Genomic DNA, 15,202 nt, shown 5'->3' with positions numbered 1-15,202 from the left:
CATGAAAATATGGGTTGATGCCGACGCTTGTCCAAAAGCGATCAGAGAAACCATTACCAAAGCAGCAGAGCGCACCGGTATCTTATGTACCTTCGTCGCAAACCACTCAATCCCTTTACCCAAAAGACAAAATATCGTCATGCTACAAGTGGAGAGCGGGTTTGATGTCGCGGATAACGAGATAGCCAAACGTGTTAGCGAAGGTGAATTAGTCATTACATCTGATATCCCACTAGCCAACGATGTGATAGAAAAGAAAGCCATGGCACTTAGCCCGAGAGGCGAATGGTTTACCCCCGATAACATAAAATCACGCCTAAATATCCGAGATTTTATGGATACAATGCGCTCTAGTGGTATCCAAACTGGCGGTCCCAGTGCCCTATCTCAGGCAGATAAGCGAGCTTTTGCTGGTCACCTTGATAGAGTACTAGCCAAATATAATAAGCCTCAGAATTCATAATTTATGTTTTCAATCGACCCTATCGGCGTAATGGAAACGCCTTTCAAGGAGAAATTTGCCGTACCACGCCAGCCAGGTTTGGCGCCTTCTGCGACCTCCAGAATCAAACTATTAGGTACCGCTAATTGTGCAGAGTCTGTGCGTGGCATAGAGCAATTCAGCCATCTTTGGGTTCTATTCTTATTTGATCAAAACCTAGAAGCTGGATGGAAGCCGACCGTAAGACCTCCTCGCTTAGGTGGAAATGAACGTATTGGTGTATTTGCCTCGCGTGCAACATTTCGTCCTAACGGAATTGGTATGTCAGCTGTCGAACTGAAAGGGGTGGAACAGCATGGAGAGCAATTTTTTATTTGTTTGGGTAATGTTGACTTAGTGGATCAAACCCCAGTTATTGATATCAAACCCTACATTCCCTACTCCGATTCGATTGTAGATGCTAACGGCGGATATGCGAGTGAGCGTCCACTGACACTGCAAAATGTCATCTTTAGTGAAGTAGCAAAAAAGGCATTAGAACAGATGCCAGAATCCGCTCATAAAAAGTCTGTCATCAGTGAAGTACTGGCTCAGGATCCAAGACCCGCTTACAAACATAATAAACCCGATCCGAAAGAATACGCGGTTCACCTTTTTGATTTGAACGTAAAGTTTATCGTAACCGACCAAATTGTTACGGTTACTGCGATTGAACGCTTTTGACAGATGCAAATGACTGATATCATAAGCGGCTAAATAGAGAATCCCCTTAATCTAGTATGGTTAACGGGATGTATTAATAACTTAATGAACGGATACCATACATGCGTACCAGTAAATATCTTCTTTCTACTCTGAAGGAGACTCCAAACGACGCGGAAATCGTAAGCCACCAGCTTATGCTGCGTGCAGGTATGATTCGTAAGCTAGCTTCAGGCCTATATACCTGGCTACCAACGGGTCTACGTGTTCTGCGTAAAGTCGAAAATATTGTTCGTGAAGAGATCGACAATGCAGGGGCAATTGAAACTCTAATGCCCGTAGTGCAGCCGTTTGAACTTTGGGAAGAGACTGGTCGTTCTGAAAAAATGGGACCAGAACTACTTCGCTTTACTGACCGCCATACTCGTCCGTTCGTACTTAGCCCAACGGCTGAGGAAGTGATTACTAACCTCGTGCGTAACGAAGTCAGTTCTTATAAACAACTTCCTCTTAACCTGTACCAGATTCAAACTAAATTCCGTGACGAAAGACGCCCTCGTTTTGGTGTAATGCGCGCACGTGAATTCTCAATGATGGATGCTTACAGCTTCGACATTGATAAAGAAGGACTACAGAAATCCTACGATGCAATGCATGATGCGTACTGTAAGGCATTCAACCGAATGGGCTTGGATTACCGTCCAGTATTAGCCGATAGCGGTGCAATCGGCGGTAGCGGCTCACAAGAGTTCCACGTACTTGCTGAAAGTGGTGAAGATCTAATCGCATTCTCTACCGAGTCAGACTATGCAGCGAACCTTGAAAAAGCAGAAGCACTTGCTCCAGCACAACCGCTGCAAGCGCCAACTCAAGAAATGACTCTGGTTGAAACTCCTAACGCAAAAACCATTGCAGACCTTGTTGAAAAACACGGTTTACCGATTGAAAAAACGATTAAAACATTATTCGTTAAAGCATCAGACGAAATCGATGCAGATATCATCGCGCTACTTGTTCGCGGTGACCACGAGCTAAACGAAGTTAAAGCAGAAAACCTTAAAGAAGTGGCTTCACCGCTAGAGATGGCGAATGAAGAGGAAATCCGTGCGCTAATTGGTGCGGGTCCTGGTTCTTTAGGTCCTGTTGGACTCAAATTACCATTTATCGTTGATCGTACCGTTGCTGTAATGAGTGATTTCGGTGCCGGTGCAAATATCGATGGTAAACATTACTTCGGTATCAACTGGGGTCGTGATGTCGAACTCGGTAGAGTCGAAGATATTCGTAATGTTGTCGAAGGCGATCCAAGTCCGTGTGGCAAAGGTACTCTCCAATTCAAACGTGGTATCGAAGTCGGACATATTTTCCAGTTAGGTACTAACTATTCTGAGAAAATGAACTGTGGCGTTCTTGGTCCTGACGGTAAAAATGTCATTCTAGAAATGGGCTGTTATGGTATCGGGGTATCTCGTGTCGTAGCTGCTGCTATCGAACAGAACAACGACAAATACGGTATTGTTTGGCCAGATGCAATTGCACCATTTACCGTTGCAATTGTTCCAATGAACATGCATAAATCCGAACGTGTTCAGGCTGCTGCAGAAAAACTTTATGAAGAACTGACAGCAAAAGGCATTGACGTGTTATTTGATGATCGTAAAGAACGTCCTGGCGTTATGTTCTCTGATATGGAACTTATTGGTGTTCCTCATACTATTATCATCGGTGAGCGCAGTATGGACGAAGGTAACTTCGAATATAAGAATCGTCGCGATGGCGAAAAATCAGTAGTCGCTATGGATAACATTGTTGAGTTTATCCAATCTCAATTGAGCTAATCGGGTACTGCTTAAACAGTCAAAAAGGATGGTTTTTACCATCCTTTTTTATTTCTGAAGGTGCTATAAAACCCCGTTTGTTAGGAACTCGGCTAAATCAGCTCAACATTTATCCGCCTGATGTCCATCTTTGATGCAAAACATGTCCTAACTTTGTCATTCATTAAGTGACCGTGTATATTGAGATCAGTTATCATTTAAAGGGTAAATGACCATGAGAGTCTACGATTGCTGTGATTTAGTTCGGGAACTGTACTCACAAATTGGAAGCGGAGATCAGGGGTATGTGCCTCAGGCAATAACATGCGCTGTAAAAGCATTGGATGATATTGCAGCTGATGAATCTCTTCCTCAAACAACAAGAGACAAAGCCGCTTTTGCTGCAGCGAACCTTCTCATATCTGATTTTGAGGATGAATAATGAATTTAGCGAATTACGAAAATATGGACCCTATTCTGTTGTTTAGCCTAGTTAATACCAAGCTACGTGACGACTTCGATGGGGATCTCGATAAACTCGTGTCAGTACATGACATCGATAAAGAAAAACTCATAAAAAAACTCTCTGCTGCTGGTTTTGACTTCCTTCCAGAAGCAGGCCAGTTTCGCTAATCTAAATAGGGTACTAGATACCCTATTTACACGACACTTCTCGCAAAACTCACCTTATTTTCTCTACCTGTGTCACTGTTTCAATACTCACTTAAAATCAAAGGTTTTGGCTATCAATAAGATAGATAAATCCATCTCTCACGATTAAAAAACTGTGCTTATACTTATTAATACTTTAGTCAGAGGTATCAAGGGTATTCCAATGCCAGACAGTCAAGAATTAAATGAAAATGTATCAGCTCTACACTCAGTAGTTCTTCGGGAACATACCGATAATTCGTCATTCGAGAACGATCAATTCCTTTTAATTACTGCCTTGGCGGAAGAAGACGATCGCTCATTTTGGCAATTCTTTTATAACTGATAAGCAAACATTCAATATCAACAACGAAATGTTGCGGATGAAACAGGAGACTTAGATGGATAACAATAACAAGAGTCATGGCGGAAGATGCCCTGTCATGCACGGAAGTAATACTCGGCTGAAAAGTGAAGCTACCACTAACAGTGATTGGTGGCCAAATCAGCTCAATCTCAAAATCCTACATCAGAACGACAAGAAATCGAACCCCATGGGGGAGGATTTCGATTATGCGGCGGCCTTCAACACACTCGATTTAAAACAGGTAAAACAGGATATTGAATTTGTTCTTACCGACTCGAAATCATGGTGGCCTGCTGACTACGGCCATTATGGTCCATTTATGATTCGTATGGCCTGGCACTCTGCTGGTACCTACCGTACTGGTGATGGTCGCGGGGGCGGTTCTACAGGTAATCAACGATTTGCACCTTTGAACAGTTGGCCTGATAACGGTAACCTTGATAAAGCAAGGCGTCTGCTTTGGCCTGTTAAAAAGAAATACGGCAATAGCCTTTCCTGGGCGGATCTGTTTATCTTAACCGGTAACGTTGCCTATGAATCGATGGGATTAAAAACCTTTGGTTTTGGTGGTGGTCGAGAAGATATTTGGGAACCAGAAGAAGATATATACTGGGGTGCGGAAGACGTATGGCTAGGTAATAAAAACCGTTACACCGGTGAACGTGACTTAGAAAACCCTCTCGCCGCGACTCAAATGGGTCTTATCTATGTCAATCCTGAAGGTCCAGATGGTGAATTGAATCCTCTTGGAACAGCAAAAGACTTACGTGATACGTTTGGTCGTATGGGTATGGATGACTACGAAACAGCAGCGCTCACCATTGGTGGTCACACTGTTGGTAAAACCCACGGTGCAGGTGACGCGAGTTTAGTTGGTCCCGATCCTGAAGCTGCACCGATAGAGCAGATGGGACTTGGTTGGATAAGTACCTATGGCAGTGGCCATGGTAGAGACACCATTACTAGCGGAGTCGAAGGAGCGTGGACGCCAACCCCAACAGTCTGGGACTACTCTTATCTCGATGTACTATTCAAGTATGAATGGGAACCAACAAAAAGTCCTGCTGGAGCGAATCAATGGAAGCCAATCGGTCTTGCTGATTCCGATACCGCACCTGACCCGGAAGATGATGCGATTAGAGTCGGTATTATGATGACAGACGCCGATATGGCGATGCGTGAAGACCCTGAGTTTCGGAAAATAGCGCTTCATTTTAAAGATAACCCAGAAGAGTTTGATGATGCCTTTGCTCGAGCGTGGTTTAAGCTGACACACCGTGATATGGGGCCGAAAGTGCGTTATTTAGGCTCAGAAGTACCTGATGAAGACTTGATTTGGCAAGATCCCATTCCGTCTGTCGATCATGCTTTGGTATCCGACCACGACATTTCTAAACTAAAAGAAGTCATTCTCGAGTCTGGACTATCAATATCTGAGCTCGTTTACACCGCATGGTCTTCTGCAGCGACTTTCCGTGGCTCAGATAAACGTGGTGGTGCCAACGGCGCAAGGATTCGTTTCGCTCCTCAGAAAGACTGGGAAGTCAATCAATCCGTTCAGTTAGATAAAGTGTTGGGTGTCTATGAAAGCATTCAAAATGAGTTTAATCAAAAACAGACTGGTAACAAAGGGATCTCAATAGCAGACCTGATCGTCCTTGGCGGTTCAGTCGGCATTGAGAAAGCAGCTCAAGCCGCAGGTAAACATATTACGGTTCCATTCCATCCTGGTCGTATGGATGCGTTTGAGGGACAGACAGATGTTGACTCATTCTCAGTCCTTGAGCCTGTGGCGGATGGCTTCCGTAATTACCTAAAAACGGCCTTTACAGTACCCGCTGAAGAAATGCTACTTGATAAAGCGCAACTTCTTACCCTGACAGCACCTGAAATGACCGTACTCATAGGCGGGATGCGAGTGTTGGACGTGAATTATAACCAGTCTCAGGATGGTGTGTTTACTACTCGACCTGGCGTTTTAACGAATGATTTCTTTGTGAATCTGACTGATATGGATACTGTTTGGCGACCAACATCACCTGAAGCGGAGAAGTTTGACGGTTTTGACCGTACCAGTGGTTCTAAGAAGTGGACGGCTACCCGCGTTGATCTGGTCTTTGGTTCTAACTCTCAATTAAGAGCATTATCAGAAGTATACGCAGGAGACGACGCAGAGGATAAGTTTATCTCCGATTTTGTTAAAGCGTGGGTCAAAGTGATGGACGCTGACCGTTTTGATCTGAAGTAATAGCAACATAAAAAAGGGCTGGTGATATACCAGCCCTTCTATTTTATATCGTGCTAAATGTGATTAGCCCACATTCTTACGTGCGTTTTGGAACATACGCATCCAAGCGCCGTTTTCGCCCCATGAATCAGGGTGCCATGAGTTAGCAACAGTGCGGAAAACACGTTCTGGGTGAGGCATCATGATCGTTACTCGACCATCAGCTGTAGTCAAACCAGTAATCGCGTTTGGTGAACCATTCGGGTTATTTGGATATTGCTGTGTTGCATTACCAAAGTTATCCACGAAGCGGACAGCAACTGTACCAGACTGCTCAATAGCACTCAGGTGAGAAGCATCACGAACTTCTACTCGACCTTCACCGTGAGAAACAGCAATCGGTAAACGAGATCCCGCCATACCGTTGAAGAATACAGAATCGGACTGTTGAACTTCAACTAAGCTAAAGCGAGCTTCAAAACGTTCTGATTCATTGCGCACGAAACGTGGCCATAAATCAGCACCAGGAATCAGGTCACGTAGATTGGACAACATCTGACAACCATTACATACGCCTAGTGCAAATGTATCTTCACGCTTAAAGAAACCTTCGAACATATCTCGCGCTTGGTTGTTAAACAGGATAGATTTAGCCCAACCTTCACCTGCGCCCAATACGTCACCGTAAGAGAAACCACCGCATGCCACAAGGCCTTTGTACTCGTCTAACGAAATTTGTCCACTCAGTACATCACTCATGTGGATATCGATAGAGTCAAAACCTGCACGGTCAAATGCTGCAGCCATTTCAACGTGTGAGTTAACACCTTGTTCACGTAGAATTGCCATCTTAGGACGCGCACCAGTCGCAATAAATGGTGCCGCAATATCTTCGTTTACGTCAAAGCTAAGGTTCACGTTCAAACCAGGATCTTGGTCGTTTTTCTTCGCTTCAAATTCTTGGTCTGCACACGTTGGATTGTCACGTAGAGCCTGCATTTTATGCGTTGTTTCAGCCCAAATGGTACGTAGCTCAGTGCGAGAACGTTCAATCACAGTCTCACCAGCTAATGTCATGACGATAGTGTCATTCGCAGCAACAGAACCAATCACATGAGAACATGCAGCCAAGCCATGTTTGCCAAGTTCAGCCAGAACAGACTCAACGTCATCATTCTTAACCTGAACAACCGCACCCAATTCTTCGTTGAAAAGAATTGAAAGCGCATCAGAACCAAGTGAGTCTAGTGCAACATTCACACCGCAGTGACCAGCAAACGCCATTTCAGCAAGAGTGACAAATAAACCGCCATCACCTTTATCGTGGTAAGCAACAAGTTTATCGTCACGAACCAGAGATTGAACCGCGTTAAAGAAGCCTTTTAGAAGCTCAGGGCTGTCTACGTCGGCAGGCTTATCACCCAACTGTTTATAAACCTGAGCTAGCGCAGTCGCACCCATACGGTTTTGGCCTTGACCAAGATCGATAGCGATTAGGCTCGTTTCGCCTTCATCTGTACGAAGCTGAGGCGTCACTGTTTTACGAACGTCTTCAACACGAGCAAATGCAGTGATAACTAAAGAAAGAGGTGATGTGACTTCTTTTTGTTCGCCATCCTGCTCCCACTTGGTCTTCATAGACATAGAGTCTTTACCCACAGGGATAGTCAACCCAAGCGCCGGACATAATTCTTCACCAACTGCTTTTACCGCTTCATATAGACCTGCATCTTCACCTGGGTGCCCCGCAGGAGACATCCAGTTAGCAGACAGTTTAATACGGTTTAGATCACCGATATCAGTTGATGCAATATTCGTTAGAGACTCAGCAACAGCTAAACGTGCAGAGGCACCAAAATCAAGCAAGGCAACAGGAGTACGCTCACCCATTGACATTGCTTCACCGTGGTAAGTATCGAAACTTGCTGCGGTTACAGCACAGTTCGCCACAGGAACCTGCCATGGACCAACCATCTGATCACGCGCTACTAGCCCTGTTACACTGCGGTCACCAATAGTGATAAGGAATGTTTTTTCAGCAACAGCCGGCAGGCGCAGTACGCGATCTACAGCTTCATTGAGTTCAATACCGTCACGAGCAATCGCCTGACCTTCTACCTTGAGTGTTGTTGCTTCACGAGACATCTTAGGCGGCTTACCTAACAGAATGTCCATTGGCATATCAATTGGCGTATTGTCAAAATGAGAGTCTTCCAGAGTCAAATGACGCTCTTCAGTCGCTTCACCAACAACAGCGTATGGTGCGCGCTCACGTTTACAAATCGCATCAAACTCAGCCATATGCTCTGTTGCAACCGCAAGAACATAGCGCTCTTGAGATTCGTTACACCAAATAGCAAGAGGGCTCATGCCTGGTTCATCGTTTGGAACGTCACGAAGTTGGAATTTACCGCCGCGGTCACCATCGTTCACAAGCTCAGGTAATGCGTTTGAAATACCGCCCGCGCCGACATCGTGAATAAATGCGATTGGGTTGTTTTCTCCTAGCTGCCAGCAACGGTCGATAACTTCCTGACAACGACGTTCCATTTCAGGGTTTTCACGTTGCACTGACGCGAAGTCAAGATCTTCGGAAGACTGACCAGATGCCATAGAAGAAGCTGCACCGCCACCAAGGCCGATATTCATTGCTGGCCCACCAAGCACGATTAGCTTAGCACCAACTGGGATTTCTTTTTTCTCTACGTGCTCTTCACGGATATTACCCATACCACCAGCAATCATAATTGGCTTGTGGTAACCACGGATTTCTTCACCCGCATGAGAAGTCACTTTTTCTTCGTAAGTACGGAAGTACCCCAATAGGTTTGGACGACCAAATTCGTTGTTAAATGCAGCGCCACCCAAAGGACCTTCAATCATGATATCTAACGCATTAACGATACGACCTGGCTTACCAAAATCGGTTTCCCAAGGCTGTTCAAAACCTGGAATACGTAAGTTAGATACGGAGAATCCAACCAAACCGGCTTTTGGCTTACCACCAATACCTGTCGCGCCTTCATCACGAATTTCACCGCCACTACCTGTAGAAGCACCAGGCCAAGGAGAAATCGCTGTTGGGTGGTTATGGGTTTCAACTTTCATCAAAATGTGCGCATTTTCATGATGATAGTTGTATTGACGTGATTGTGGATCTGGGAAGAAACGACCAACTTTAGAACCTGTCATCACCGCTGCGTTATCTTTATAAGCCGACAACACATAGTCCGAGTTATTTTCGTAGGTGTTTTTGATCATCTTAAACAGAGATTTCTCTTGTTTAACACCATCAATAGTCCAGTCCGCATTAAAGATTTTATGGCGACAATGCTCTGAGTTTGCCTGAGCAAACATCATTAATTCGATATCATTTGGGTTACGACCCAACTTAGTAAAGTTCTCAACCAGATAATCAATTTCATCTTCTGCCAGAGCCAGTCCCAAAGAAACGTTTGCTTCTTCAAGTGCTTTACGGCCACCAGATAAGATATCAACAGGAGTAAACGGTGCTGGTTCTGCAACAGAGAAAAGCGCAGAGGCCGCTTCAAGTTCTGTGAATACCGTTTCCATCATTCGGTCATGAATTAAACCGTGTAATGCTGAGACTTGCTCTACTGATAGTTCAGCCGATATTTCAACATAATAAGCTGTACCGCGTTCTAAGCGTTTTACTTTTTCCAATCCACAGTTACGTGCGATATCAGTTGATTTAGAAGACCAAGGAGAGATCGTACCTGGACGAGGGGTAACCAAGAATAGAAGACCTTCTGGCTGATGTTCCTCAATAGTCGGCCCGTAGGTAAGCAGTTTTTCTAGCTTATCAATTTCCTGGCTATCAAGGTCGGCAGTGAGGTTAGCGAAATGCATGAATTCGGCATAAATACCACTCACTGGGAGGTTTAGCTCACGACATTGATCAAGAAGTTTGTTAACTCGAAACTCTGAAAGAGCTGGGGAACCGCGCAAAATTCTCATGTGCTTAGGTCTCTATTTGCTGTTAATTAAGGTAATATTGGAATAAATTCAATAATTTAAAATGTATTCCTTGATATTTATACCAATCTTACCTTTCCTCTGCGGGCGCATTATAAAGGAATTACTTTTGTGATGTAACACCCAACGCAACCGTTTGCGTCATTTTTTTTATTTATTTTGAAATTTGCCCATAACAGAAGCTTAGTTGTATCCTACTCGAAAATCTTAAACCAAATAGTTGCGCTTCATTTCTCCTTTGTTATAAAAGATGAGTATGTAAGCCAGAGATTACTCATAAATGACATTAATTAATTATCGCCATTTTCTAAAGAGTCTCGTCTTTGTTTTTCTCATCGTTGCCCTATCAGGTTGCCAGATTGATTCAAAGCCTCAAAGTGACTTAGATAAAATTCGTGAGCGCGGTGTATTAAGAGTTGGCGTCGTTAACAACCAACTTTCCTACTTTATCGGCCCTGATGGCCCATCCGGTATTGATTACGAACTCGCAAGAGATTTTGCGAATGAACTAGGTGTCAAACTAGAAATCAAACCCGTATTTCGTGTCTCCGCCCTCTTTCCAGCGTTAAAAAGGGGCGAAATTGATATTATTGCCGCGGGCCAGACCCAAACGCTTTCACGTATAAAACGCTTTCGTGCAGGACCTGCCTATTACTATGTCAGCCAACAGGTTGTCTACCGGCAAGGACAGTGGAAACCACGTAGCATCAAACAGATTGTTTCTCGCCAGGCTCGACTCGCAGAAGAAAGCCCGGATGAAACAATATTCGCTATAGTCGACGATAGCCATCTCAAGAACACGCTCGTTCAAGCCCAAAAGAGTTATCCAAACTTTACTTATGAGTTACGAGCTGACTCAGATATCAATGATCTGCTCAAACAAGTTTCAGAAGGAAAGTTAATGTTTACCTTGGCGGATTCTGTCGAGGTCTCGCTGGCACAGCGCGTCTATCCCGATCTTGCTACCGCGTTTGAGCTGACAGAAGATCAGCCCATTTCCTGGTATATCCGTCGCTCTGACGATGAAAGTCTTTATGCACTAATGATTGAGTTCTTCGGTAATGAAAAACAATCCGGAATTCTCGCTCAACTAGAAGAAAAGTATATTGGCCATGTCAGAACGTTTGATTATGTCGATACAAGAGCCTTTATTCGCGCGCTAGAAACAACGTTGCCTGATTGGACACCCGTATTTCAAAAGTATTCTGATGAATTCGACTGGCGACTGGTTGCCGCTCTGTCCTATCAGGAATCTCACTGGAATCCGCGAGCCATATCGCCAACAGGGGTACGGGGAATGATGATGTTGACGTTGCCTACCGCTAAAAGCGTCGGTGTCGCCAATCGACTTAACCCAGAACAGTCAATTCGCGGTGGCGTAGAATATTTACGTCGTATGGTCGCAAGAATACCGGACTCAATTCCAGAACATGAAAAAATTTGGTTTGCCCTCGCGTCCTATAACATGGGATATGGCCATATGATGGATGCAAGGCGATTGACCAAATCACAAGGGGGTGATCCGGATTCTTGGAGTGATGTAAAAGATCGTCTACCTCTACTGCAACAACAAAAGTATTTCCGTCAGACTCGCTACGGATACGCCAGAGGTAACGAAGCCAAAGCTTACGTAGAGAATATCCGTCAGTATTATCAAAGCATCATTGGACATATCGAACAACAAGATACGTCGAATAATGATAGTGATATCAATGACTTAAAAGTTATTAAAGCAACATCTTTCACTCCGGAAAATAACAATAATCCGGAACAAATTGGTAAAGAAATAGAAGATGATCTGCAAATGGAAAGTCAAACAAATAAAACTGACACTCAAGATAAGAAAAAATAAGGCAGGATAATAGCTGAAAGGCTTGATTTTTAATCAATAAACCCTTATTTGTAGAAAGGTGATGAGCATAGGAACGCTTATCACCTTTTTTGTATCGAAGAATATAAAAACAAAGTAGGCACTCTAATCAAAGAAAATTAGAGACAAACATAATAAACGAAATATAAGGGGGTTGTTTTATGCTCAAAAGACGTAAGCAATCAAGAAATCTTTGGAAAGGCACTGCGGCATTCCGCCGTAAACGTAAACTAATGAACAGCAAGAAAAAAATCTTCGCTCGTCATCGTGCTTTTGTTCAACTTACAGCATAAACCACACTAAAGGCCTCTTCAGGCCGTCATACTGTCGTCTTCTCAACACCAGTTGAACTCTTCAAACATCAATCTGTGCATGTGTAGAGTCGGTATTACTCCAAAATCATGGGCTTATACCGAGGACGACACTCAAATTATTTTGATTCTTCTGCTCTATTTGTCTTTTTCTTATCTTTAATTTCTTTGCGGCGGCGTTTAAAGAAGCTTTGTAGTTGCTCACGACACTCATCCTCTAACAGCCCTGACTCAACTTGCGCGTAGTGATAAGCTGCATCCGTGTTGAACAAATCAAGCACCGTACCAGCGGCTCCAGCTTTCAGATCTGGCGCTCCATATACAATACGCTTTACCCGGCTATGAAGCAGAGCACCAGCACACATCGGACACGGTTCAAGAGTAACGTACAACGTGGTATTCACTAATCGATAGTTTTCTAACCTTTGTCCGGCCTTACGGATGACTTCAACTTCAGCATGCGCTGTAGCGTCATGACAACCTATCGACTGATTGCATCCCTCAGCAATAATGACATCATCGAGCACAAGTACCGCACCAACGGGGACTTCGCCATTTTTCTCAGCTTCATGAGCAAGTTCCATTGCTCTACGCATAAAGTGCTCATCCTGAGCTGAAAATTGTGTACTTTGTTCTTTCATCTTTGCTTCGGTATATGAGAGTGAAACGGTATTATAACCATTCTGCCAGATAATCAACGACCGTTCTTACTTTAGGCGACATGTGACGATTTTTAGGATAAACAGCCCATACCCCTTCCCTGTCATCTCGGTAATGATGTAATACCTCGACTAATTGTCCAGAGTCGATATAGTCTTTCACGTAGTAATCCGGTAACTGCGCTATTCCCATTCCTTTAAGAGCCGCATCAAGCAGAACCATTCCACTGTTACAACGAACTCTTCCATGAATCCCCATACTCCGTGCATGTTGATTATCTTTAAAGCGCCAATGGTCGTATGTACCAACTAAACATTGGTGATGAGATAACTCTGAAAGCGCATGCGGAATACCATAACGGTTAAAGTAGTCAGGACTGCCACAAACATGCAGCGTTCTAGGCCTGAGCTTTTTTCCAACAAAGCTTGAGTCGCTTAACTGTCCTAAGCGAATTGCAATATCAATCCCCTGCTCGACCATATCTAGACGTTTATTGGTCAAAATTAACTCTAACTCTAATTGCGGATAAAGCTGTAGAAAATTGTGCAGACAAGGAGCAATCATTCTTTCGCCATAAGTGACCGGAGCCGTTATTTTAAGCCGGCCCATCGGTGCACTTTGCATTTTCGTTACCGCTAAGTCAGCTTGCTCTAATCCGTCTAAAAGCTGTTTACACTGCGCGTAATAAATATTACCCGCCTCCGTTAAAGACACTTTTCTTGTGGTACGAATCAAGAGTTTTACCGCCAATCGCTCTTCCAGAGCCGCAACCCTGCGACTCACGTTAGCCACTGAGGTATTAAGCCTCTCAGACGCCTTGGTAAAACTTCCTGTATCCGCAACGGAGACAAATTCGCTGATCCCTTCCCAGTTCGCCATGATTTATTATTACAATATTGTAAAAGTAATTCTTATTATGCCCCGATTATAAAAATAATGAAAACACCTATACTGTTTAAACAGGCAAAAGCCAGATAAACAATTTTTATAATGAGGAATTACAATGTCGGAACCTAAATTTATTAAATCTAAGGCTGCTGTGGCATGGGGGCCAAATCAACCATTAAAAATGGAAGAAGTTGATGTCATGCTACCTAAAGCAGGTGAAGTCCTTGTCCGCATCGTAGCATCTGGTGTGTGTCACACTGACGCATTTACGCTTTCTGGCGACGATCCTGAAGGTGTTTTTCCATCGATTCTAGGCCATGAAGGCGGCGGTATCGTAGAAATGATCGGCGAAGGTGTTACCAGCGTAGAAGTCGGCGATCACGTAATTCCTCTATACACCGCTGAATGTGGTGAGTGTAAATTCTGTAAATCAGGTAAAACCAACTTGTGTAGCGCTGTCCGTGAGACTCAAGGTAAAGGTCTGATGCCTGATGGTACGACCCGTTTCTATATAGACGGTCAGCCAATTTATCACTACATGGGTTGTTCAACATTCTCTGAATATACAGTTTTACCAGAAATTTCTCTGGCAAAAGTAAGCAAAGAAGCACCACTAGAAGAAGTGTGCTTGCTAGGCTGTGGTGTAACTACTGGTATGGGTGCCGTTCTCAATACAGCAAAAGTACAACCGGGTGACTCAGTCGCGATCTTTGGTCTGGGTGGTATTGGTTTGTCAGCTATTATCGGCGCAAAAATGGCTGGTGCAGGCCGTATCATTGGTATTGATATCAACGAATCTAAGTTTGATCTGGCAAGAAAATTGGGCGCAACTGACTGTATTAACCCTAAAAACTTCGATAAGCCAATTCAGGAACTGATCATCGAAATGACTGACGGTGGCGTGGATTTCTCATTCGAATGTATCGGTAACGTTAACGTCATGCGCCAGGCATTAGAATGTTGCCACAAAGGCTGGGGCGAATCCGTAATTATCGGTGTTGCTGGTGCAGGTCAGGAAATTTCAACCAGACCATTCCAGCTTGTTACTGGACGAGTATGGCGTGGTAGTGCGTTTGGTGGTGTGAAAGGTCGCTCTCAACTTCCAGGCATTGTAGAGCAATATCTAAAGGGTGAATTTGGTTTACAAGATTTCATCACTCACACTATGCCACTTGAAGATATCAACAACGCATTTGATTTGATGCACGCAGGCGAAAGCATCCGTTCTGTTATTCATTTTCAAGACTAATCACTAGCCAGACAAAGTGCCT

Annotated in this window: 13 protein-coding genes; 10 read left to right on the top strand and 3 right to left on the bottom strand. The window is 44.0% G+C overall.

The window, feature by feature from the left end; all coding sequences use genetic code 11:
• The first annotated feature begins 1 nt into the window (after position 1).
• The 7 genes from EES38_RS14645 (at position 2) to katG (ending at position 6,227) form a co-directional block, all read left to right on the top strand.
• On the top strand, positions 2–463 hold the full coding sequence (locus EES38_RS14645) for a YaiI/YqxD family protein (RefSeq protein ID WP_124937959.1): 462 nt from the start codon (positions 2–4) through the stop codon (positions 461–463).
• Between the two features lie 3 nt (positions 464–466).
• On the top strand, positions 467–1,165 hold the full coding sequence (tsaA, locus tag EES38_RS14640; protein WP_124937958.1) for a tRNA (N6-threonylcarbamoyladenosine(37)-N6)-methyltransferase TrmO: 699 nt from the start codon (positions 467–469) through the stop codon (positions 1,163–1,165).
• A gap of 101 nt (positions 1,166–1,266) precedes the next feature.
• Positions 1,267–2,982, top strand: coding sequence for a proline--tRNA ligase (locus tag EES38_RS14635; protein WP_124937957.1), 1,716 nt, complete (start codon positions 1,267–1,269; stop codon positions 2,980–2,982).
• A gap of 214 nt (positions 2,983–3,196) precedes the next feature.
• A complete protein-coding gene (locus EES38_RS14630) occupies positions 3,197–3,403 on the top strand; it encodes a YaeP family protein (RefSeq protein WP_124937956.1) in 207 nt (68 codons plus the stop codon).
• Positions 3,403–3,594 (top strand): DUF4250 domain-containing protein, encoded by a 192-nt coding sequence (locus EES38_RS14625; RefSeq protein ID WP_124937955.1) that lies wholly within the window; start codon positions 3,403–3,405, stop codon positions 3,592–3,594. Before EES38_RS14630 ends, EES38_RS14625 begins: the two co-directional genes overlap by 1 nt.
• A 202-nt stretch (positions 3,595–3,796) precedes the next feature.
• Complete coding sequence (locus EES38_RS22205) at positions 3,797–3,958, top strand: hypothetical protein (RefSeq protein WP_166434284.1); 162 nt, start codon at positions 3,797–3,799, stop codon at positions 3,956–3,958.
• A gap of 55 nt (positions 3,959–4,013) precedes the next feature.
• The gene (gene katG, locus EES38_RS14620) at positions 4,014–6,227 is read left to right on the top strand and encodes a catalase/peroxidase HPI (RefSeq protein ID WP_124937954.1); all 2,214 of its coding nucleotides are present in this window, start codon (positions 4,014–4,016) and stop codon (positions 6,225–6,227) included.
• 63 nt (positions 6,228–6,290) lie between these two features.
• On the opposite strand, the gene purL is transcribed toward katG, so the two are convergent.
• Positions 6,291–10,184: a phosphoribosylformylglycinamidine synthase gene (purL, locus tag EES38_RS14615; protein ID WP_124937953.1), complete on the bottom strand. Its 3,894-nt coding sequence runs from the start codon at positions 10,182–10,184 to the stop codon at positions 6,291–6,293.
• A gap of 298 nt (positions 10,185–10,482) precedes the next feature.
• Here purL and mltF point away from each other — a divergent pair, with 298 nt between their 5' ends.
• Together mltF and EES38_RS22635 are read left to right on the top strand one after the other, a co-directional pair.
• Positions 10,483–12,054, top strand: coding sequence for a membrane-bound lytic murein transglycosylase MltF (gene mltF / locus EES38_RS14610; RefSeq protein WP_124937952.1), 1,572 nt, complete (start codon positions 10,483–10,485; stop codon positions 12,052–12,054).
• Between the two features lie 179 nt (positions 12,055–12,233).
• Positions 12,234–12,365: a hypothetical protein gene (locus EES38_RS22635; RefSeq protein ID WP_279432217.1), complete on the top strand. Its 132-nt coding sequence runs from the start codon at positions 12,234–12,236 to the stop codon at positions 12,363–12,365.
• A gap of 137 nt (positions 12,366–12,502) precedes the next feature.
• Here the strand turns inward: EES38_RS22635 and tadA are convergent, their stop codons facing one another.
• Positions 12,503–13,024: a tRNA adenosine(34) deaminase TadA gene (gene tadA / locus EES38_RS14605; RefSeq protein ID WP_124937951.1), complete on the bottom strand. Its 522-nt coding sequence runs from the start codon at positions 13,022–13,024 to the stop codon at positions 12,503–12,505.
• A 31-nt stretch (positions 13,025–13,055) separates the two neighbouring features.
• Positions 13,056–13,922 (bottom strand): LysR family transcriptional regulator, encoded by an 867-nt coding sequence (locus EES38_RS14600; RefSeq protein ID WP_124937950.1) that lies wholly within the window; start codon positions 13,920–13,922, stop codon positions 13,056–13,058.
• A 124-nt stretch (positions 13,923–14,046) separates the two neighbouring features.
• On the opposite strand from EES38_RS14600, the gene EES38_RS14595 reads away from it, so the two are divergent.
• Positions 14,047–15,180, top strand: a complete 1,134-nt coding sequence (locus tag EES38_RS14595; protein ID WP_124937949.1) for an S-(hydroxymethyl)glutathione dehydrogenase/class III alcohol dehydrogenase — start codon at positions 14,047–14,049, stop codon at positions 15,178–15,180.
• Positions 15,181–15,202 lie beyond the last annotated feature (22 nt).

This window comes from Vibrio viridaestus, from assembly GCF_003856525.1.
In the GTDB taxonomy this organism is placed as follows: domain Bacteria; phylum Pseudomonadota; class Gammaproteobacteria; order Enterobacterales; family Vibrionaceae; genus Vibrio; species Vibrio viridaestus.
This window is presented reverse-complemented; position numbering and strand designations above follow the sequence as displayed.